Source organism: Xanthomonas maliensis (assembly GCF_009192945.1).
In the GTDB taxonomy this organism is placed as follows: Bacteria; Pseudomonadota; Gammaproteobacteria; order Xanthomonadales; family Xanthomonadaceae; genus Xanthomonas; species Xanthomonas maliensis.
Genome location: NZ_NSET01000053.1, coordinates 127,450 through 146,898, shown reverse-complemented (window position 1 = coordinate 146,898; position 19,449 = coordinate 127,450). Strand labels below are relative to the sequence as shown.

The window sequence follows — 19,449 nt, the reverse complement described above, 5'->3', positions numbered from 1 at the left end:
GCAGCCCATCCAGTGACCATTCTGGCCGGACGGTTCGCCGCGCCTGCGCGAGGGGCTAGAATCGCCGGGTTACCCCTTTTCAGATGCCGATGAGCCTGCGCCTGCACAACAACCTGACGCGGCGGGTCGAGCCGTTCGCGCCGCTCGATCCGTCCTGCCCCACCTTGTATGTGTGTGGCCCCACTGTCTACAACTTCGTGCACATCGGCAATGCCCGCGGCCCGGTGGTATTCGGCGTGCTGGCGGCGCTGCTGCGGCGGCGGTATGGCGCCCTGCGCTACGCGCGGAACATCACCGACGTCGACGACAAGATCAATGCCGCCGCACAGGCGCAAGGCGTGCCGATTAGCACCATCACCGACCGCTTCGCCGCCGCCTACCGCGCCGACATGGCCGCGCTGGGCGTGGCCGCGCCGGATATCGAGCCGGAGGCCACCGCCCATATCCCGCAGATCGTGGCGATGATCGAACGCCTGGTCGACTCCGGCCATGCCTACGCCGCCGAAGGCCATGTGCTGTTCGCGGTGGCCTCCTTCGCCGACTACGGCAAGCTGTCGCGGCGCGATCCGGAAGAGATGCTTGCCGGGGCGCGGGTGGACGTGGCGCCGTACAAGCGCGACCCGGGCGACTTCGTGCTGTGGAAGCCGTCCAGCGCCGAGCTGCCCGGCTGGGAGTCGCCGTGGGGACGCGGCCGCCCGGGCTGGCACATCGAGTGCTCGGCGATGGCCGCTGCCCATCTGGGACCGACCATCGACATCCATGCCGGCGGCGTGGACCTGCAATTTCCGCATCACGAGAACGAGATCGCGCAAAGCGAATGCGCCCATGGCGGTGCCACCTTTGCGCGGTTCTGGCTGCACAACGGCATGCTCAACTTCGGCGGCGCCAAGATGAGCAAGTCGCTGGGCAATATCGAGACAGTGCACGACCTGATCGCCAAGCATCCGCCCGAGGCCTTGCGCTACGCCTTGCTCACCGCCCACTACCGTCAGCCGCTGGACTGGTCCGACGCACTGATCGAACAGTCGGTGCGCACGCTGGACCGGCTCTACGGCACGCTGCGCGACCTGGCCAGCGTAGACGCCGAGGCGGCGATCCCGGAAGAGATCGATGCCGCGCTGGACGACGACCTCAATACGCCGCTGGCGCTGTCGGTGGTGGCCAATCTGGCCGCGCAGGCACGGCAGCGCCTGCAGGAACTCGCTCCGGCCGGCGGAGCGGATGCGGCGCTGCGCACGGCCAAGAGTCGACTGCTGGGTGCGGGGCTGGCGTTGGGCTTGCTGCAACAGGACCCCCAGGCTTGGTTCCAGGGCGCTGGCGACGACGACCAGGCACGCATCCAAGCGCTGATCGACGAACGTGGCCAGGCCAAGAAAACGCGCGATTTCGCCCGCGCCGATGCCATTCGCCAGCAGTTGGCCGACGAAGGCATCGTGCTGGAAGACACGCCGCAAGGCGTACGCTGGAAACGCGCCTGAGTTTTTTCCCTCTCCCACCGGGAGACGCTGGCGCGCAGCGCCGGATGAGGGTACGGCGGCGCCGAATAAGACGGCGGCTGTCGCGACTGCCGTCGAATTTTCGCGAGGCTGCGCCGTCCCCTCACCCCAATCCCTCTCCCGAGGGAGAGGGCTTACATCGCTTGATCCTGGATTACTGATGACCGATACCCATTTCCCGCTCGAACCCACCGCCGCCGCCGCCCAGGCCGCCATCGCCGAAGAGTTTTCCTTCTTCGGCGACTGGTCCGAGCGCTACCAATATCTGATCGACCTCGGTCGCAAGCTGCCGGCCTTTCCCGAACAGTGGAAGAGCGAGGAGCATCGCCTGCATGGCTGCCAGTCGCTGGTGTGGATCGTGCCGGAAGGCAATGCCGAGCGGCTGGACTTCCATGCAGTCAGCGACTCGGCGATCGTTTCCGGCCTGATCTACCTGGCGCTGCGGGTGTATTCCGGCCGTAGCGCAGCGGAGATCCTGGCCACCGAGCCGGACTACATCGCCGGCATCGGCCTGGCCAAGCACTTGTCGCCGACCCGCAGCAACGGCGTGGCGGCGATGCTGGCCTTCATCCGCGACACCGCGCGCGCGCAACAATGAGCATCCCTGCCCCGCCGCCGCTGTCGTTGCGCACCCTGCTCGCGCATCCGGGTTTCGGCCTGGTACTGCTGTATCGCGTCAGCGCGATGCTGTCCTACCAGATCGTCGCGGTCACGGTGGGTTGGCATATCTACGAAATCACCCGCAACCCGCTGTCGCTGGGCCTGATCGGGTTGGCCGAGATTCTGCCGTTCTTCTGTATCGCCCCGTTCGCCGGCTATCTGGTCGATCATCTGCCACGTCGGTATCTGGGCGTCACTGCGGCACTGGGTCTGGTGACCACCGCAACCCTGTTGATGGCCATCACCCAGCGCTGGTTGCCGACCAGCGGCGTGTGGGCGATCTATGCCGCGATCGCGCTGACCGGTGCGGCGCGCGCCTTTCTGTCGCCGGTCTATAACGCCCTGTTCGCGCGCGTGCTGCCCCGCGAGGCATTCGCGCGCGGCTCCAGCCTCGGCAGCGTGACCTTCCAGGCCGGCATGGTGCTCGGCCCGGCGCTGGGCGGGCTGCTGGTCGGCTGGGGCGGCAAGGGGCTGGCGTACGGCGTGGCGGCCAGCGTTGCATTGCTGGCCATTGTCGCGCTGCTGCTGCTGCGGGTGAGCGAGCCGGTGGCCGAAGGACCGCGCGCACCGATCTTCCGCAGCATCGCCGAGGGCGCGCAATTCGTGCTGTCCAACCAGATCATGCTGGGCGCGATGGCCCTGGACATGTTCTCGGTGTTGCTGGGCGGCGCGGTCTCGATGTTGCCGGCCTTCATCCACGACATCCTGCATTACGGCCCCGAAGGCCTGGGCATCCTGCGCGGCGCGCCGGCGCTGGGATCGATCCTGGTCGGCCTGTGGCTGGCCCGCCACCCGCTGCAGCGCAACGCCGGCCGGGTCCTGCTGCTGGCAGTGGCGGGGTTCGGCGTGTGCACGATCACGTTCGGCCTGTCGCGCCATTTCTGGTTGTCGGCGGCGATCCTGCTGGCCTACGGCATGTGCGACGGCGTCTCGGTGGTGGTCCGGCAGACCATCCTGCAACTGGCCACGCCCGATGCGATGCGCGGCCGCGTCTCCTCGATCAACGGCATCTTCATCGGCTCGTCCAACGAATTGGGAGCCTTCTACGACGGCGTCATGGCGCGCCTGGTCGGATTGGTACCAGCAGTGGTGATCGGTGGCTGCGTGACCCTGGGCGTGGTCGCCACCACCGCCTGGAAGGCGCCACGGCTACGCAAGCTGGACCTGCGCGACCTGCAGTGACACGCCTGCCGCCGGTGCCGCTCAGCGTACGCTGACCGCCGCCGCGTTCCAGCCATGCGCGCAGTCGGGCGCGCCCGCCGGCTGCTGCAGACCGCCCTTGCCTGCCAGGAACTGGCAGGTGGCGGCAAACACCGCTGGTACCGCCTTGGATCGCACCGGCGAGGCCAGCACGTGATTGCCCGCGTCGGCAAAATCCACCGCCTGCCGCGCAGCCGCAGGCGTTCCCAACTGGCGGAACATTGCCTGCATCGCCGCCACCGACACCGTGCCGTCCTGATGCTGCGCATCGTGATAGTAGTAGCCCAGGAACACCGGCACGTGGATTCGCGCATAGGTCGACGGCCGCATGCCGCCGCGGGTCAGCGCAGCCAGCGCACGATAGCCATCCAGATGCGTCGCATCGGCCCAGTAGGGACTGTCGACGGCATGGCGCAGGACCGGGTCGCCAGCATTGCGCGTCCATGCCAGCAACTGCGCGCCCCATGGCCACAACATCGGCTGCAATTGCTCGTTACGCTCGCGCACCAGCGGCGACCACAGCACCAGCGCCTGCACGTGCTGGGGATGCGCGGCCACGGTCTGCACGGCCAGCGCGCCCCCCATCGAATTGCCGATCACCACCACCCGCTCGCCCAACACCTGCGCCACCGCCAAGGCCTCCGCCGCCCCTTCGAGCAAGCGCGCGGCATCGATCCCGCGCAAGGCATCGGCGGCCACCAGGCCATGCCCTGGCAAACGCGGCAGGTAGAGGTTGCAACCGAAGCTGCGCGCCAGCCGCTGGTGCGTCGGCGCCCCTTCGCCCTGGCTTGCGGTGAAGCCGTGCAGATAGACCATCGCGCAGGCGCGCCGACCAGGATGCAGCGGGTCGGCCCAGACGATACGCGCCTGGTTGTCCGCACGCAGTCCCGGCGTCGCCCGCTCGCGCGCATCGAGCCAGGCCTGCAACGCGCGCGGGTCCTGCGGCACCTGTGGCAGCGCCACCTGGGGCAGCACCGTGTCCACGCGCGGCCCCAGCGCCACTACCAACACCCCAGTCGACAGCACCAGCAACAGCGCGAGGATCCAGCGACCAATCCCTTGCGAGCGCCATGCTGGCTGACGCCCAGGCGCTGACGTCGCGCGCTCCCGGCTAGCCATGTTGCGTCCACTGCAGACGTCGCCGTGCACCCGGCCATCGCAATGCAACCGCACGCCACCGCGCGAGTGCAGACAGATTGCATCGCGGCGGCGACGGCGACGGCCACCCAATTGGCCTGAAACAGGTACGCGGCAACGCGAACATCAACGGTAGACGGTGACGTGGCCAGCCGCCACGGGCGAAGTCTACGCCGCGGCCATGACACGTAGATTTAGAGCGTGTCATGCACGTTGAGATGAGATGCGCTGAGCAGTGCAAGATCGCTGCGCGTGCTGCAGCACGCCGCGGGCAGGCGACAAACACAAAGCCCCGCACATGGCGGGGCTCGATCACGACCGACAACGGCGTACGAACTCAGTCGCCCTGCTGCTTCTGCAAGTGCTCCCAGCGCTCCTGCGCATCGATGGTGCGCTCTGCGGTCAGACGCGCCTCCAGGCGGTCCAGGCCGATCTCTTCACCGGTGTCCACGCAATACCCGTAGTCGCCGGCTTCCAGGCGCTTGAGCGTGCTGTCGATCTTGCCGATCAGCTTGCGGTAGCGATCGCGGGTGCGCAGTTCCAGCGAGTTTTCGGTCTCGCGGGTGGCGCGCTCGGCTTCATCGCCGATATCACGCACTTCTTCGCGCAGGTTCTCGATGGTCTGCTTGGATTCTTCGACCAGGTCATTGCGCCAGCTTTGCAGCCGCTGACGGAAATATTCCTGCTGCAGCGCGCTCATGTACTCCTCGTCCGGCGTGGGCTTGTAGCCTGCAGGCAGGATCGGGCGACCGGTGGCGTCGTCGGTCTTGTAATCGACCACCTTGTACTTGGTCTTGGGGGTCGGATTGGACGGCTTGGAGGTCACGGCCACGGCCACCTTGCCGACCGGACGGGTCGCGGCGGGCTTGGCGGGAGTCTCGGACTTGGTGGGGGTCTTTGCGGAAGATTTCGAAACGGGCACGGGATTCTTGACTGACGGGGTCGCAGGCTTCGCCGACTTGGCAGGAGCGGCCACGGGGGTCGCTGCTGCTGCAGGCTTGGTCGCCTTGACCGGGACTGACTTGGCCGGAGCCGGCGTCGCTGCCGGCTTCGGTACGGACTGGGTGGCCGCCGGCTTGGCGACCGGCTTTGCTGCCGGCTTGGCAGCGGTCGGGGCCGGCTTGCTCGCCGCCGGCTTGGCAGCGCTCTTGGCGACGGGGGTCTTGGCGACGGGTTTTGTGGCCTTGGTGGCCTTAGTGGCTGCAGGCTTGGCGGCGGGCGCGGGCTTGGCGACCGCCTTCTGCGCGAGGACCTTCTTGGCAGGCGCCTTCTTGGCAGGCGTCTTCGTGGCAGCCAGTTGCTTGGAGACCGCCGCAGTCTTCTTGGCCGCGGGTTTGGCAGCGGCAGGCGCCGCAGCCTTCTTGACGACGGGCTTGGCGGACTTCTTGGCGGCCTTGACGGCCTTTTTTGCAGGTTTTTTAGCAGCCACGAATCGCTCTTCCTTGGTTCCCCCGGGGCCCGGGAAAGCGGGACTTTATAGCCTACTGCGCTGATCCCCGGCAACCACGTATTAATCCAACTGGCATATCATTGGCAAGTGATCGGACGCCTGCTCATCGCGCTGTTGCGTTTCTACAAGCGCTTCATCAGCCCCCTGCTAGGGCCGCGCTGCCGTTTTGCGCCCAGCTGTTCGGAGTACGCGATGACCGCCATTGCCCGCTTCGGGCCGTTACGCGGCAGCTGGCTGGCCGCGCGCCGGCTGGGCCGCTGTCATCCCTTTCATCCAGGGGGGTACGATCCCGTCCCGGATGCGCCCAACGACACCTCTTCTTCTTGCCGCTGCACAGGACCCCACCCATGAGCCGAACCGTCATCGTCAATGCCCGAATGGTCAACGAGGGCAAGGAGTTCGACGCCGATCTGCTGATCGAAGGCGAACGCATTGCGCGAATTGCAGAGCACATCACGCCAGCTGCAGGCGACCAGGTGGTGGATGCCGCCGGGCGGTGGGTGCTGCCCGGCATGATCGACGATCAGGTGCACTTCCGCGAACCCGGATTGACCCACAAGGGCGACATCGCCAGCGAATCGGCCGCGGCCGTGGCCGGCGGGCTGACCAGTTTCATGGACATGCCCAACACCAACCCGCCGACGCTGGATGCCGCCGCGCTGCAGGCCAAGTACGACGCCGCCGCCGGGCGCGCCTGGGGCAACTACGGCTTCTATCTTGGCGCCAGCAACGACAACCTTGCCGCGATCCAGCGCCTGGATCCAAAGACCGCCCCCGGCATCAAGGTGTTCATGGGCGCGTCCACCGGCAATATGCTGGTCGATGATCCGCAAACGCTGGACGCGATCTTCCGCGACGCGCCCACCCCGATCATTACCCATTGCGAAGACACCCCGACCATCGATGCAACGATGGCCGCGTTCAAGGAAAAATACGGCGACGCGCTCAGCGCCGAGATGCATCCGGATATCCGCTCGCGCGAGGCCTGCCTGAAGTCCTCGCAACTGGCAGTGTCGCTGGCGCGCAAGCACGGCACGCGCCTGCACGTCCTGCATATTTCCACCGCCGATGAACTGGCGTTGTTCGAGGCCGGCCCGCTGGTCGACAGCGACGGCCGCCTGCGCAAGCGCATCACTGCCGAAACCTGCATCCACTTCCTGCGCTTCGATCGCAGCGACTATGCGCGACTGGGCAACCTGATCAAGTGCAACCCCGCGATCAAGGATGCCGAGGATCGCCTGGCGTTGATCGCCGCGCTGGCCGACGACGTGATCGACGTGCTCGCCACCGACCATGCCCCGCATACCTGGGAAGAAAAGCAGAAACCCTATGCACAGGCGCCGTCGGGATTGCCGCTGGTGCAGTACGCACTGGTGGCCGCCCTGGAGCTGGTGCACGAAGGCAAGCTGCCGATCAGCCGCATCGTGCAGAAGTTTGCGCATGCCCCGGCACAGCTGTTCGACGTCTCCCAGCGCGGCTTCCTGCGCGAAGGCTACTTCGCCGACTTGGTGCTGATCGACAACACACCGTTCACCGTCAAGCGCGAGCAGGTCCTGTCCAAGTGCGGCTGGTCGCCGTTCGAAGGCACCACGTTCCGCTCGCGGATTGCCTCGACCTGGGTCAATGGCCACCAGGTGTGGGATGGCGAGCGCCTGGTCGGCGCCGCTGCCGGCCAACGCCTGACCTTCGACCGTTGATGCGCGCGATCCTGATCGGGGCCTGGCTGGCGTTGGCGCCGTGTGCGTTGGCCAGCTTGCCCGCGTTGGCGCAAGCCAGCGATGCCCAGCGTGTGGTGTTTCCTACCGCCGCTTCGCAGGGCGCGATGGTGATCGGCAAGGTGCCGGTCGGCAGCCAGGTGCGCTACGCCGGCCGCACACTGCGGGTCAGCGACTATGGCAGCGTGGTGTTTGGCATCGGTCGCGATGCCACCGGCCCATTGCAGGTGGATGTCACCCGACCCGACGGCGGCAGCGAGCAGGTCCGGATCGCAGTGACACCACGCGACTGGCCGATCGAGCGTGTCAACGGCGTTCCGCCCAAGACGGTCAATCCGCCACCGGCGATCGCCGAACGCATCAAGCGCGAGCAGGCGCAGGTCACTGCCGCGCGCGATCGCGACGACCCGCGCACGGACTTCGCTGTGCCGTTCATCTGGCCGGTCCAGGGACGCATCAGCGGCCGCTTCGGTAATGCGCGCGTCTACAACGGACAACCAGGCGCCGGCCATTCCGGTATGGATATCGCCGTGGCTACCGGGACGCCCGTCAAGGCGCCGGCGCCCGGCGTGGTCACCTTCGCCGCGCCGGATCTATACCTGACCGGCGGCACGGTACTGCTGGATCACGGGTTTGGCATCAGCTCCAACTTCCTGCATCTGTCGCGAATCGACGTCAAGGTCGGCGACCGGATCACGCAAGGCCAGGTGATCGGCGCAGTGGGAGCGACCGGACGCGCAACCGGGCCACATTTGCATTGGGGAATGAATTGGTTCGATACACGCATCGATCCGTTATTGGTGCTGGAGCGCGGTCAATAGGTCAGCCGCAACCGCTGTGTCTGCTATCGCGCGCGCGGCGGCGCAGCCAACTCCCGCGGCCTTGAGATTACTGCAGCGCGCAGCCGCCAACGCTGCGACGGGCCGACCTTGTGTTGCACTGGTCAGCCGCGTTTGACAGCAACGTCCGCGGTTCAACCAACCCCGCAAGCTTTCCGCCGGATCAATCTTTCAACGCGCCATCGTCAGCCCGCGCGGCCGCATACGTGCTGGTCGGCAACTCGTTCGCGTGCGGATGCCGCAACGCCTCGCGCATCGCGTCGGGCAAGCGGTCCGCATCCAGCAGCACCTTGCCGGAGTGCACTGACCGCACGACGGAGACAGGAACGGCAAAGTCGCCGCCATTTTCGATATTGATGACCAAGGCATCGCCGCCGTCGCGCACCTCTCGGATCGCGCCCACACCAACGTCGCCATCGCGCAGGAAGACCATCTGACCCACTTCGATCTGTTGCATGCCGACCTCCGTTAACCTGTTGCCCGCCATCTGCGAGGATGCCGATCATGCAGGCAGTCGCTGTTGGCCAGTGGTGAATGGGCCGTCAGCGCGATGTCGGCAAGCGCGACACAACAGATGGCTGCAACAGTCACACCGGGCCCATCGATGCACAGAAAAAACGCTCAGGCGTTCGCACTAGGACGTTGCAGCCATGTTCTGAAGCCGCCAGCGCTTGATCTCATCGCGGCGCATGCAGCAGCGACCCCATGCATGCGCCGACCGCTGTTCAGCGCAGAGGGACGTCGGCGACCTTGTCCTGGTAATCCTTCTTGGGATCCATGCCCAGCAACACCTTGATGCCGGCCAGCAGGCTGGAGCCGTTGAGCCAGATCTGTGCATGGTCGGGATCCAACCGCAGCAGCGCCAGCTTGGGATCGTTCTTGCCTTGTTCGTACCATGCCGCCACATGCGGATTCCACAGCCGGTCGACGACCGCTGGATCGGTATCCTCGCGCAGCGAACCGCTGATGCTGGCGAACAGATCGTGCCCCTTGCTGCTGAAGGCACCGATCACCCGGCGGCCCTGCCCAAGCATGGCAATCAAGGCGTTGTCCTTGGAGGTGAAGAACCAGATCGGCCCACCGCTATCGCCTTCGATCTGGGCCGTCATTGGACGCGCATGCCCGTCCTCGACGCCGTCCAGGCCCAGCATCACCGTGCGATCGGACTTCAGCGCCTTCCAGAATTTGTCCTGCAGTTCCTTGGGGTCTGCCATTGGATTCCCGCCATGTCTCGTTAAAGAACCAGGAGTCTGGGAGCAGTGTTGCCCACAGCGCGTGAGGATGGCGATGCTGGACGAGCCGCCCCAACCGTTGTGCATCTGCACATTCGGCGGGCGCGCGGCGCACGTCCTGAAGACGCGCTCACACCTGAAATGTGATCGCGCACAAGGCTCGTGCGTAGCGCGCCTGCGCCGCAGCGGCTAGCCATTGGCGCAGCGTATGTTCCCTCACCGGCCGCGTCCGCATCGCTGCCAGTCACGGCAGGCGCTCCCCCTTTCCCGCACGCCGGCGCGCAACAAGCCGATGCTCGTCGAGCGTCGGCAACCACCACCCACCTCAACGCGAGCACCGCCCAATGACTGCATCGCATCGCCCGAGCTATCCCCTTGCCCTTCTCGTGCTCGGTCTGTTAAGCGCCAACGCTTTCGGCGCGACCGGGACCGCCACGCGGCCGCAACTCACCAGCGCCGAGGCAAGCAATTACACGATCGCCAAGGCACTGGCAAAGACCGGCACCATCGGTGCATTGACGACCGACAACTGGAACCCGACCGCAGGCGTGAGCACTCTCAGCGCCGATTTCGCGGTCGCCGCAGACGGCTCGACCAAGTACCGCACCGTGCAGGCAGCGGTCGATGCCGCAGTGGCGGCCGGCGGCAGCACGCGCCGCTACATCAGCATCAAATCGGGCACGTATGTGGGCCTGGTCTGCGTCCCGAGCAATGCGCCGCCGCTCACCCTGTTCGGCCTGGGCAACGGCGCTGGCGACACCATCATCCGCTTCAACAACGCCAATCCCACCCCGAAGCCGGCCGGCACCGCCAGTCACCCCTGCGCCAGCAATGCCTCGGCAACCACGGTCGGCACTTCCAACAGCGCCACGCTGACGGTCCGCGCCAATGGCTTCCAGGCACGCCACCTGCGCATCGACAACAACTACGTCGAAGGCACCTATGCCGACAACAACCAATCGGCGGTTGCGCTGGCGGTGCGTGGCGACAAGGCCAGCTTCGAGGACGTGGTGGTGACCGGCAACCAGGACACCTTGTTGATCAGCGCCAACAGCGCCAACGCCATCATCCGCGCATACTTCAAGAGCAGCACGATCGAAGGCGATGTCGATTTCATCTTCGGCTCCGGCGTGGGCGTCTTCGATGGCGCCACCATCCGCTCCACCGGCGCACGCCTGGGCAGCAGCCGTGGCGGCTACATCTTCGCGCCGAGCACGCGTCCGGGCAGCAGTTATGGCTTCCTGGCAATCAACAGCAACTTCGTCGGCAGCGACGGCAGCCCCGACAACGCCACCTACCTGGGCCGTGCTTGGGACGAAAGCGTCGGCAGCCTGAGCAGCTACGTCAACGGCACCTCGCCGAACGGGCAGGTCACCGTGCGCGACTCCACGCTCGGCAGTCACGTGCGCAAGACCGCACCGTGGAACGCCTCGACGGTCAACCGGCCTTACTGCAGCAGCAACTGCACGTACTCGGCCAACCGCTTCTACGAATACAACAATCAAGGCGCCGGCAGCGCCGACTGAGGCATTGCGCGACGCCAACGGCAACGCGCCCGTTAGCGGACGCGTTGCGACCTCACCCCTGGCGCATGTCGCAGCCATCACGATGGCTGCGACATGCGCGAAACGCTGACTGCGAGCGAATGGGGCATCTGCGCGGGCATGACCAGGTCTGCGCTGCCTGCGTCGAGTGCTGGCTCCATCGAGGATGAACACCGACCGCACACGCGCCATCACGATGCCAATCACTTCGGCAATGCGCGCGTGGTTTCGCCATGCAAGCTCCGGTGAATCGCCTCCTCCCGCTACGTTCGCGCCACGCTGCTGATTCCAGTGCAGCAGATGCGGCGAGGTCAGCGGCGGCAAGCCTTTCGCCACTGCCAGCTGACGTTTTCTCTACCTGATGTCTTTCCCCAGTCGGGGATGGTATGCGCCACCGATATCGTCTTGCGCGGATCTTCCCCCTCTCGCTGAGCTTGCTCGGCGCTGCCGGCCAGGCATGCGCCACGCCTCCGCAGGACCTGGAGCACTCGGATAACGCGCATCGCGTCTCCACCCGTTGGGGCGTGATCGAGCAGCCGAGCGTGGCGACGCCGGTGTGCGCCACGCGCAAGGCGACGCTGAGTCCGTTGGATGGCGCACTGGACACGCTCGACCAGGATCCGCGCCACTCTCAGCCAGACACCGCACGTCTGCAGGCAGCCATCGACGACTGCCCCACCGGCAGTGCGGTTCGCCTGATCGTTGGCGACGCCGGCGAATCCGGCTTTCTGACCGGGCCACTCACTCTCAAAAGTGGGGTCACGCTGTGGATCGATCGTGGCGTCACCGTGTATGGCTCGCGCAATCCGCAGGACTATGACAATGGCGCAGGCATTTGCGGCACCGCCAGCAATGACGCGACCAAGTCCTGTAAGCCGCTGATCCACGCGGTCAATACGGCGCACAGCGGTATCGTCGGCGCAGGCAGGATCGACGGTCGCGGCGGCAGCACGCTCACCGGCGGGCCCAATGCAGGCAAGGCCAGCTGGTGGGACCTGGCCTATCTCACCGTCACCCAGGGCCTTATCCAGCACGTGCCACGGCTGCTGCAGGTCGACGACAGCAGCGACTTCGTCCTGTATGACATCACGCTGGAAAACTCACCGAATTTCCACGTCGCCACCGACAACGTGGTTGGCCTGATCGCCTGGGGAATCAAGATCCTGGCGCCCAGCCTGGCTTACACGCGCCCTGGCTATCACTGCCCGGCCGGAAGTACGCCCGACGTGAATCCGCATGCCACCTGCTTCACCCCGGACACGGCCAAGAACACCGATGGCTTCGATCCTGGCCAATCGAAGAACGTACTACTGGCCTATTCGTTCATCGGCACCGGCGACGATGGGGTCGCGATCAAGGCGCATGCGAGCGGCAAACGCAGCATCGCGTCGGAAGACATGCTGTTCGTCCATAACCGGTTCTATTACACCCATGGCTTTTCGCTCGGCAGCGAAACCGATTCGGGCATCCGCCATATTTTGGTGCACGACCTGAGCATTGACGGCTTCACAGCCGATACCAGCAAACGGGATGGACCGACGAGCAACGGCCTGCGGGTGAAGTCCGATGCCACGCGCGGCGGCCAGGTGTCCGATGTCATCTTCGAAGACATCTGCATGCGTCGTGTTGCGCGACCACTGGTCTTCGATGCCAACTACGCCAATGCCACCGTCCGGAACAAGCCACCGAATTTCCGAAATATCCTCTTGAGGAATGTGCATTCGCTGGGAGCCGGTGCGTTCGGCGGCGGCGAACTGAGCTTCTATGGCTATCGCGATACCACCAGGACCCTGCCGATCGTCGTTGCACTGGACAATGTGGTGCTGGATGGTGGACCGGTGTCGTTTGCGCCACCGCACTTCGGCGGGCCAGTCAGCGATCCCGGGGCGACGCACTTCATCTTCGATGGCGGACCGGTGAGTTTCTTCGACCAGCTAGCCCCATCGGTCGCGAACGACGTGCAGTTGCTCGGCAGGCCCGGCGTCGGCGAACCGCTGGATTGCAGTCAGGCCTTCATCGACTATCGCAGCGTGCTGCCAGACGCGCCGATCTGAGGCGCCGGCGCGGGTCCATCGAGAAACAGTACAGCGACCGTCGCGATCGCCGGCACAGCACCTAGTCCGCGCCGCTGGCCGCGCGCCAGCTGTGCCAGAGTTGCTGCAACGGCGGCGCGTAGGCAGGCTTGCCGGCCAGTTCGCGTCGCAGCCGCAGTCGCGCCAAACGCGACCAGACCCGATGTGGGCGCGCCAACGCCGGCTTGCCCGGCCAGGCCCGCAACAACTGCTGTCGCCAATCGGCACTCCCGATGCCTGCCGGTGCCGCCGCTTCACCCGCCGCACGCTGGCGCGCATCCAGCCATTGCACCGCCACCACGCGCGCCTCGCCAGGCGCGCGGCGCTCGAACAACACCGCTTCGACGGCGATCACCGCTTCTGCGAACGGCTGCAAGGTCTGCAGCGCCTGCGCCAGCGTCGCCGGGGTGGAACGGGCGGCCTGCACTGCCGGCAAGGTCTCGGCCAACGCGGCCCAGGGGGCGCGTACCGGTTCAAGCACGCGACCGAGCGGATGGCGCGAGCGCTGCCCGGACCAGTCGCGCAGTTCCTGTTGCCACCAGGCCAGCTTGGCGTCGGCCGGCAACGGATCGCCGGCGATGTTCATGATGTCTTCCCATTCCTGCAGCAAGGCAAACCAGGCCACGGCCAGCGGCCGCTGCGACGACGGCACGAACGGTTCGGCCACCGCCCACTCCGGCCACCGGCTTCGCCATTTGTCGAGGAAACTATCGAGCGCGCTGGAGTGACTCATGCGGGGTCCAGAAGAAGTACAAACGGCATCAGGTGCGCGGCCACGCGGCCGGCTCCCATAAGGCCTGCGGCTGCTGCAGCACGCAGTCGGCCTGCCAGCTGAGCGGATCGTCGTCGTGCAGGCGATACCCCCACAGCGCCGCGATCGACGGCATGCCAGCGGCGCGCGCAGCCTGGATATCGCGTTCGTCGTCGCCGACGTAAGCGCATTGCGACGGCGTCACGCCGAGGCGTTCGGCCGCGACCAACAACGGCAGCGGATGCGGCTTGCGCTCGGCCAAGGTATCGCCGCCGATCAATACCGCGCAGCGCTGCTCCCAGCCCAGCTGCGGCAGGATCAGCCGGGCCAGGTATTCGGGCTTGTTGGTGACGATGCCCCAGCGGCTGCCGGCCTGCTCCAGCCGCAGCAGCACCTCCTCGACGCCATCGAACAGTTGCGCGCAGCTGCCGATCAATTGCGCGTAACGCTGCAGGAATTCCGGAATCAAGGCGTCGCGCGCGGCGGCGTCCAACTCGGGGAACGCGACCGACACCATCGCCCGTGCGCCCTTGGACACCATCGGACGAATGCACGCGGAGGTGGTCGGCGCGCGGCCACGCGCAGCGAGCATGGCGTTGACAGTGGCCAGCATGTCAGGCGCGCTGTCCAGCAGGGTCCCGTCCAGGTCGAACAGCGCAACGGCGGGAAATACGCCAGCGGCGCTCACGCCCGCCGTCGTGCCGGCGTGCTCAGTCATGCGCCAACGCGGGCTTGACCGCATACGCCAGGTAATTGACCTCGGTGCGCGACGACAAGCGGGCGCGGTTGCGCCAGGGCTCGTAGAGCATGCCGCTGACATCTTCCAACTGCAGGTCGGCGCCGCGCAGCCAGGCCGCCAGTTCGGCCGGCTTGATGAAGTCCTTGTACTGATGGGTGCCCTTGGGCAGCAGCCGCGCGATGTATTCGGCACCGACCACCGCCAGCGCGAACGCGGCCGGGGTACGGTTGAGCGTTGACAGGAACAGCTTGCCACCGGGTTTGAGCAACCGCGCGCAGGCGGCAATGATCGCGGCCGGGTCCGGGACATGCTCGAGCATCTCCATGCAGGTCACCGCATCGAAGCCTGCCGGCTGCTCGGCGGCCAGTTCTTCCACCGCTTGCACGCGGTAATCGACCTGCACGCCCGATTCCAGGCTGTGCAGACGCGCCACCTTGACCAGGTCCGGCGCCAGGTCGATCGCGGTCACCTGCGCGCCCAGGCGCGCCATCGACTCGCTCAGCAGGCCGCCGCCACAGCCAACGTCCAGCACACGTGCTCCGGCCAGGCCGACACGCGCGGCCACATAGTCCAGCCGCACCGGATTGAGCGCGTGCAGCGGCTTCTGTGGACCGTCCGCATCCCACCAGCGGTTGGCCAGCGCAGCGAACTTGTCCAGCTCGGCCTGGTGAAAATTAGCGGCGGCGGGGGTGGTCGGGCTCATGCGATTCTCCGTGGGAACGCCGCGCTCAGGCGCGGATGGTGCGGATACGGTCGCGCCACTGGCGCGCATTGGCGATCAGGGCGGCGGTGTCCATGTCGATCAGCTCGCGCTGCACCAGCTTGGGCTTGCCGGCGATCCACACATCGGTCACCTGCTGGCGACCGGCCGCATAGATCAACTGCGACAGCACATGATGCAGCGGCTGCGTCTCCAGCGCGGCGAGATCCACACAGACCAGGTCGGCCTGCTTGCCGACCTCGATCGAGCCGATCCGATCGCCCAGGCCCAACGCACGGGCACCGCCGAGCGTGGCCGCACGCAAGGTGGTGGCCGCATCCAGCGCAGTGGCATCGTTGGCCACCGCCTTGGCCAGGATCGCCGCGGTGCGGTTTTCGCTGAACATGTCCAGATCATTGTTGCTGGCACAGCCGTCGGTGCCGATCGCCAGGTTGACGCCAGCACGCTGCAGCGCGCATGCCGGACAGAACCCCGAGGCGAGCTTGAGGTTGGATTCCGGGCAATGCACAACGCTCACGCCGCGCTCGGCGCACAGGTGGATCTCCGCATCGGTGAGTTGGGTCATGTGCACGGCGATCAGGCGATCGTTGACCAGCCCCAGCCGGTCCAGCCGCGCCAGGGGGCGCTGACCGTACTGCTTGATCGAATCGGCCACTTCCTGCGCGGTCTCGTGGGTATGCAGGTGCACCGGCAGGTCGAGCTGGTCGGCCAGCATCCGCACGCGCTCGAAGTTGGCGTCGTTGACCGTATACGGCGCATGCGGGGCAAACGCGGTGCCGATCAACGGATCGTCGCGCCATTGATCGTGCAATTCGCCGGCACGGGCGAAATATTCGTCGTCCGAGGACGCCCAGGCGGTGGGAAAATCGATGATGACCGCACCCACCACCGCACGGAATCCATGGCGCTTGTAGACCGCCGCCTGCACATCGGCGAAGAAGTAGTTCTCGTTGACGCAGGTGGTGCCGCCACGCAGCATCTCGGCGATCGCCAGCGTGGTGCCGTCGGCGACGAACTCGGGGCCGATCACCGCGGCCTCCACCGGCCAGATGTGCTGCTGCAGCCACACCATCAGCGGCAGATCGTCGGCGACCCCGCGCAGCAGGGTCATCGGGTTGTGGGTATGCGCGTTGACCAGGCCCGGCAGCAACGCCGCGTCCGGGCGCGACACGGTACGCGCGGGGGCGAACCGCGTGCGTGCCTCGGCGGTCGGCAGCACCGCGACGATTTCGCTGCCGCGCACCGCCACTGCGTGGTCTTCCAGCACCACCGCATGCGGCTCGATCGGGACCACGTAGCCGGCTTCGATCAGCAGGTCGCAGGATTCGGGGATGGAGGTCATCGCGGGTGCTCGGAAAAGGGAAGGATCACGGTGCCGCCTGCGCCAGGCGGATGCGCCGCTGGTACACGCGCATCACCACCCACTGCAGCAGGAACACCGCCAGGAAGCCGAAGCGGCCCAGCCAGGGCGCCGCGATGCCCACGGGAATGCACAGCGCGAACACCACCGGTGAGACCGCCACGCGCATCTTCATCGCCTGCGCCTGCAGCGAACCCAGCCGCTGCGCCAGGCCTTCCTTGCGCACCGCATAGGCATGCAGCCAATACGCTGCCAGGCCGATCGCGGCCAGATGCGCGCAATACACCGAGAACGCCTGGTTGCTGCCGAAGTACTCCGAATACAGCGCGGTGGAGAACGGCAGCAGCCCGATCAGCATCAGTTGCAGCACGTTGAGCCAGATCAGGCGGTCGTCGAACTGGCGGATATGGCGGCACAGCTGCAAGTGCGACTTCCAGAACAATGCGGTGACCAGGAAGCTGACCGCGAAGCCGATGAACAGCGGCAACATCCGGCGCAGCGCGGCCAGGACGCTGCCGGCCGCCTCGATCTGGCCATGGTCCGGGACCTTGATCTCCACCGCCAGCAGGGTGATGGCGATGGCGAAGACCGCATCGCTGAAGAACACGACCCGGTCGTGCGGGTACTTGGCGTCGGCGCTGTCGACGTGGCTCATCGTCGCGGGGCTCCTGGAAGCGGATCGAGCGGCATCGCCATGCGGCGACGTTGCATTGCACATGCATGGCGGGCGCGCGACGCCTGCCCGCGCCGGCAGGCGGTGCGGCGTCGCAACGCCGCGCCGCTGTGGACTTACTTGACGCGCGCCGAATACTCGCCCGAGCGGGTGTCGACCTTGATCACTTCGTCCTGATTGACGAACAACGGCACGCGCACGACGGCGCCGGTCTCCAGCGTGGCCGGCTTGCCACCGCCACCGGAGGTATCGCCACGCACGCCCGGGTCGGTCTCGACGATCTTCAGTTCGACGAAATTCGGCGGCTGTACCCAGATCGGCGCGCCGTTCCACAGGGTCACGATGCAGGCTTCCTCGCCCTTGAGCCACTTGTCGGCACCGCCCATGCCGGCCTTGTCGGCCTGGACCTGCTCGAAGGTTTCCGGATCCATGAAGTGCCAGTACTCGCCGTCGCTGTACATGTAGTTCATGTCGGTGTCGACCACATCGGCCAGTTCGACATCGTCGGTGGCCTTCATCGTCATTTCCACCACGCGGCCGGATTTGATGAAGCGGTACTTGACGCGGGTGAAGGCCTGGCCTTTGCCCGGCTTGACGTACTCGGTTTCGGTGATGACCGCCGGTTCGTTATTGACCAGGATCTTCATGCCGTTCTTGACGTCGTTCATGCCAACAGTGGCCATGGTGCAGCTCCTCGATAAGACGACGACCCGCCACAGGTCGGCCGGTCGGATAGAATGGGGCGCCCGCCGCAACCGGCGGGCATTGGTTTTGTGACCGCACATGATAACCGCAGCCCCCCTCGCCTTACAGCCATCCCCGTCCCCGCTGCAGCCGACCGGCTGGCAACAGCAATGGCGTGATGCCGTGCGCGATCCGCGCCAGTTGCTGGCCCAACTGGGCCTGGCGGGAGCGGCGGCCGGCATCAGCGATGCGGCGGCGGCACAGTTTCCGCTGCGGGTTCCGCGGGCGTTTATCGCGCGGATGCGCCATGGCGACCTCGCCGACCCCTTGCTGCGCCAGGTCGTGCCGCTGGACGATGAAATGCAGGCAGCGCCGGGCTTTACGCTGGACGCGGTCGGCGATGCTGCCGCGCGCACCGCAACCGGAGTCATCCAGAAATACCGCGGGCGAGCGCTGCTGATCGCCACCGGCAGCTGCGCCGTGCATTGCCGCTACTGCTTCCGCCGTCACTTTCCCTATGCCGAGGAAACCGCCGCCCGCGATGGCTGGCGCGCCGCGGTGGCGGCAATCGCCGCCGACCCGGATGTCGACGAAGTGTTGCTCTCCGGTGGCGATCCACTCTCGCTGGCCACCGGCAAGCTGTCCGAGCTCACCGATGCCCTTGCCGCCATCCCGCATCTCAAGCGCCTGCGCATCCATAGCCGGCTGCCGGTCGTGCTGCCGGCCCGCGTGGACGCGCCGTTGCTGGCGTGGTTGCGTGGGTTGCCGTGGCCGGTCGCCTTCGTGATCCACGCCAATCACGCCAATGAATTCGACGCGGAGGTGGACGCCGCCATGATGGCGTTGCGCGCGGCCGGAGCGCAGTTGCTCAACCAGGCCGTGCTGCTGCGCGGGGTCAACGACAGCGTCGAGGCGCTGGCGGCATTGAGCGAGCGCAGCTTTGCCGCCGGCGTGCTGCCCTATTACCTGCATCAGCTCGACCGCGTCGCCGGAGTGGCGCATTTCGAGGTCGGCGATGGGCGCGCGCGCGAACTGCATGCCGCGCTGGCCGCGCGCCTGTCCGGTTATCTGGTCCCGCGACTGGTGCGCGAACTCCCGGGCGATACCGGCAAGCGTCCGCTCTAGCGCGTGTGATGCGCGTTGAGGTGAGTGCGGGGGGTCCTGCGGCGCGTCGAG

19 protein-coding genes are annotated in these 19,449 nt (G+C 66.6%); 9 read left to right on the top strand and 10 right to left on the bottom strand.

Annotated features, from left to right (window positions below):
* The first annotated feature begins 89 nt into the window (after nt 1–89).
* The 3 genes from cysS (at nt 90) to CKY51_RS16875 (ending at nt 3,338) form a co-directional block, all read left to right on the top strand.
* A complete protein-coding gene (gene cysS / locus CKY51_RS16885; protein WP_031339488.1) occupies nt 90–1,478 on the top strand; it encodes a cysteine--tRNA ligase in 1,389 nt (462 codons plus the stop codon).
* Nucleotides 1,479–1,656: 178 nt separating this feature from the next.
* Nucleotides 1,657–2,094, top strand: a complete 438-nt coding sequence (locus tag CKY51_RS16880) for a SufE family protein (RefSeq protein WP_031339486.1) — start codon at nt 1,657–1,659, stop codon at nt 2,092–2,094.
* Complete coding sequence (locus CKY51_RS16875; protein ID WP_022971978.1) at nt 2,091–3,338, top strand: MFS transporter; 1,248 nt, start codon at nt 2,091–2,093, stop codon at nt 3,336–3,338. The genes CKY51_RS16880 and CKY51_RS16875 overlap by 4 nt, the downstream gene beginning before the upstream one ends.
* 21 nt (nt 3,339–3,359) lie before the next feature.
* On the opposite strand, the gene CKY51_RS16870 is transcribed toward CKY51_RS16875, so the two are convergent.
* The gene (locus CKY51_RS16870; RefSeq protein WP_081641363.1) at nt 3,360–4,475 is read right to left on the bottom strand and encodes an alpha/beta hydrolase; all 1,116 of its coding nucleotides are present in this window, start codon (nt 4,473–4,475) and stop codon (nt 3,360–3,362) included.
* Between the two features lie 355 nt (nt 4,476–4,830).
* On the bottom strand, nt 4,831–5,922 hold the full coding sequence (dksA, locus tag CKY51_RS16865; protein ID WP_022971976.1) for an RNA polymerase-binding protein DksA: 1,092 nt from the start codon (nt 5,920–5,922) through the stop codon (nt 4,831–4,833).
* 90 nt (nt 5,923–6,012) lie between these two features.
* On the opposite strand from dksA, the gene yidD reads away from it, so the two are divergent.
* From yidD to CKY51_RS16850, 3 genes are read left to right on the top strand one after another with little or no spacing between them, the layout of a single operon-like run.
* On the top strand, nt 6,013–6,294 hold the full coding sequence (gene yidD / locus CKY51_RS16860) for a membrane protein insertion efficiency factor YidD (protein WP_081641362.1): 282 nt from the start codon (nt 6,013–6,015) through the stop codon (nt 6,292–6,294).
* Nucleotides 6,291–7,640 (top strand): dihydroorotase, encoded by a 1,350-nt coding sequence (locus CKY51_RS16855; protein WP_022971975.1) that lies wholly within the window; start codon nt 6,291–6,293, stop codon nt 7,638–7,640. The genes yidD and CKY51_RS16855 overlap by 4 nt, the downstream gene beginning before the upstream one ends.
* Nucleotides 7,640–8,479 (top strand): M23 family metallopeptidase, encoded by an 840-nt coding sequence (locus CKY51_RS16850; RefSeq protein WP_022971974.1) that lies wholly within the window; start codon nt 7,640–7,642, stop codon nt 8,477–8,479. The genes CKY51_RS16855 and CKY51_RS16850 overlap by 1 nt, the downstream gene beginning before the upstream one ends.
* 181 nt (nt 8,480–8,660) lie before the next feature.
* On the opposite strand, the gene CKY51_RS16845 is transcribed toward CKY51_RS16850, so the two are convergent.
* Both CKY51_RS16845 and CKY51_RS16840 read right to left on the bottom strand, forming a co-directional pair.
* Nucleotides 8,661–8,954 carry a hypothetical protein gene (locus tag CKY51_RS16845; RefSeq protein ID WP_022971973.1) on the bottom strand — a complete coding sequence of 98 codons (294 nt, stop codon included), beginning with the start codon at nt 8,952–8,954 and terminating at the stop codon, nt 8,661–8,663.
* Between the two features lie 268 nt (nt 8,955–9,222).
* The gene (locus CKY51_RS16840; RefSeq protein ID WP_152249529.1) at nt 9,223–9,711 is read right to left on the bottom strand and encodes a pyridoxamine 5'-phosphate oxidase family protein; all 489 of its coding nucleotides are present in this window, start codon (nt 9,709–9,711) and stop codon (nt 9,223–9,225) included.
* A 404-nt stretch (nt 9,712–10,115) separates the two neighbouring features.
* Here CKY51_RS16840 and CKY51_RS16835 point away from each other — a divergent pair, with 404 nt between their 5' ends.
* Both CKY51_RS16835 and CKY51_RS16830 read left to right on the top strand, forming a co-directional pair.
* Nucleotides 10,116–11,255, top strand: a complete 1,140-nt coding sequence (locus tag CKY51_RS16835) for a putative acyl-CoA thioester hydrolase (protein WP_022971970.1) — start codon at nt 10,116–10,118, stop codon at nt 11,253–11,255.
* Nucleotides 11,256–11,659: 404 nt separating this feature from the next.
* A complete protein-coding gene (locus tag CKY51_RS16830) occupies nt 11,660–13,327 on the top strand; it encodes a glycoside hydrolase family 28 protein (RefSeq protein WP_152249528.1) in 1,668 nt (555 codons plus the stop codon).
* 61 nt (nt 13,328–13,388) lie between these two features.
* On the opposite strand, the gene CKY51_RS16825 is transcribed toward CKY51_RS16830, so the two are convergent.
* The 6 genes from CKY51_RS16825 to efp all read right to left on the bottom strand — a co-directional run bounded on the left by CKY51_RS16825 (nt 13,389) and on the right by efp (nt 18,272).
* The gene (locus tag CKY51_RS16825; RefSeq protein ID WP_022971966.1) at nt 13,389–14,078 is read right to left on the bottom strand and encodes an isoprenoid biosynthesis enzyme family protein; all 690 of its coding nucleotides are present in this window, start codon (nt 14,076–14,078) and stop codon (nt 13,389–13,391) included.
* 28 nt (nt 14,079–14,106) lie between these two features.
* Nucleotides 14,107–14,814 (bottom strand): phosphoglycolate phosphatase, encoded by a 708-nt coding sequence (locus CKY51_RS16820; RefSeq protein ID WP_022971965.1) that lies wholly within the window; start codon nt 14,812–14,814, stop codon nt 14,107–14,109.
* Nucleotides 14,807–15,538 carry a bifunctional 2-polyprenyl-6-hydroxyphenol methylase/3-demethylubiquinol 3-O-methyltransferase UbiG gene (ubiG, locus tag CKY51_RS16815; protein WP_022971964.1) on the bottom strand — a complete coding sequence of 244 codons (732 nt, stop codon included), beginning with the start codon at nt 15,536–15,538 and terminating at the stop codon, nt 14,807–14,809. Before ubiG ends, CKY51_RS16820 begins: the two co-directional genes overlap by 8 nt.
* Before the next feature lie 25 nt (nt 15,539–15,563).
* Nucleotides 15,564–16,898 (bottom strand): TRZ/ATZ family hydrolase, encoded by a 1,335-nt coding sequence (locus tag CKY51_RS16810; RefSeq protein ID WP_022971963.1) that lies wholly within the window; start codon nt 16,896–16,898, stop codon nt 15,564–15,566.
* Nucleotides 16,899–16,923: 25 nt separating this feature from the next.
* Entirely contained in the window at nt 16,924–17,571 is a 648-nt protein-coding gene (locus tag CKY51_RS16805) for a TMEM175 family protein (protein ID WP_022971962.1), read from the bottom strand.
* A gap of 134 nt (nt 17,572–17,705) precedes the next feature.
* The gene (efp, locus tag CKY51_RS16800; protein ID WP_152249527.1) at nt 17,706–18,272 is read right to left on the bottom strand and encodes an elongation factor P; all 567 of its coding nucleotides are present in this window, start codon (nt 18,270–18,272) and stop codon (nt 17,706–17,708) included.
* Between the two features lie 100 nt (nt 18,273–18,372).
* Between efp and epmB the strand changes: the two genes are divergently transcribed.
* Nucleotides 18,373–19,398, top strand: coding sequence for an EF-P beta-lysylation protein EpmB (gene epmB, locus CKY51_RS16795; RefSeq protein ID WP_022971960.1), 1,026 nt, complete (start codon nt 18,373–18,375; stop codon nt 19,396–19,398).
* The last annotated feature ends 51 nt before the right edge of the window (nt 19,399–19,449 follow it).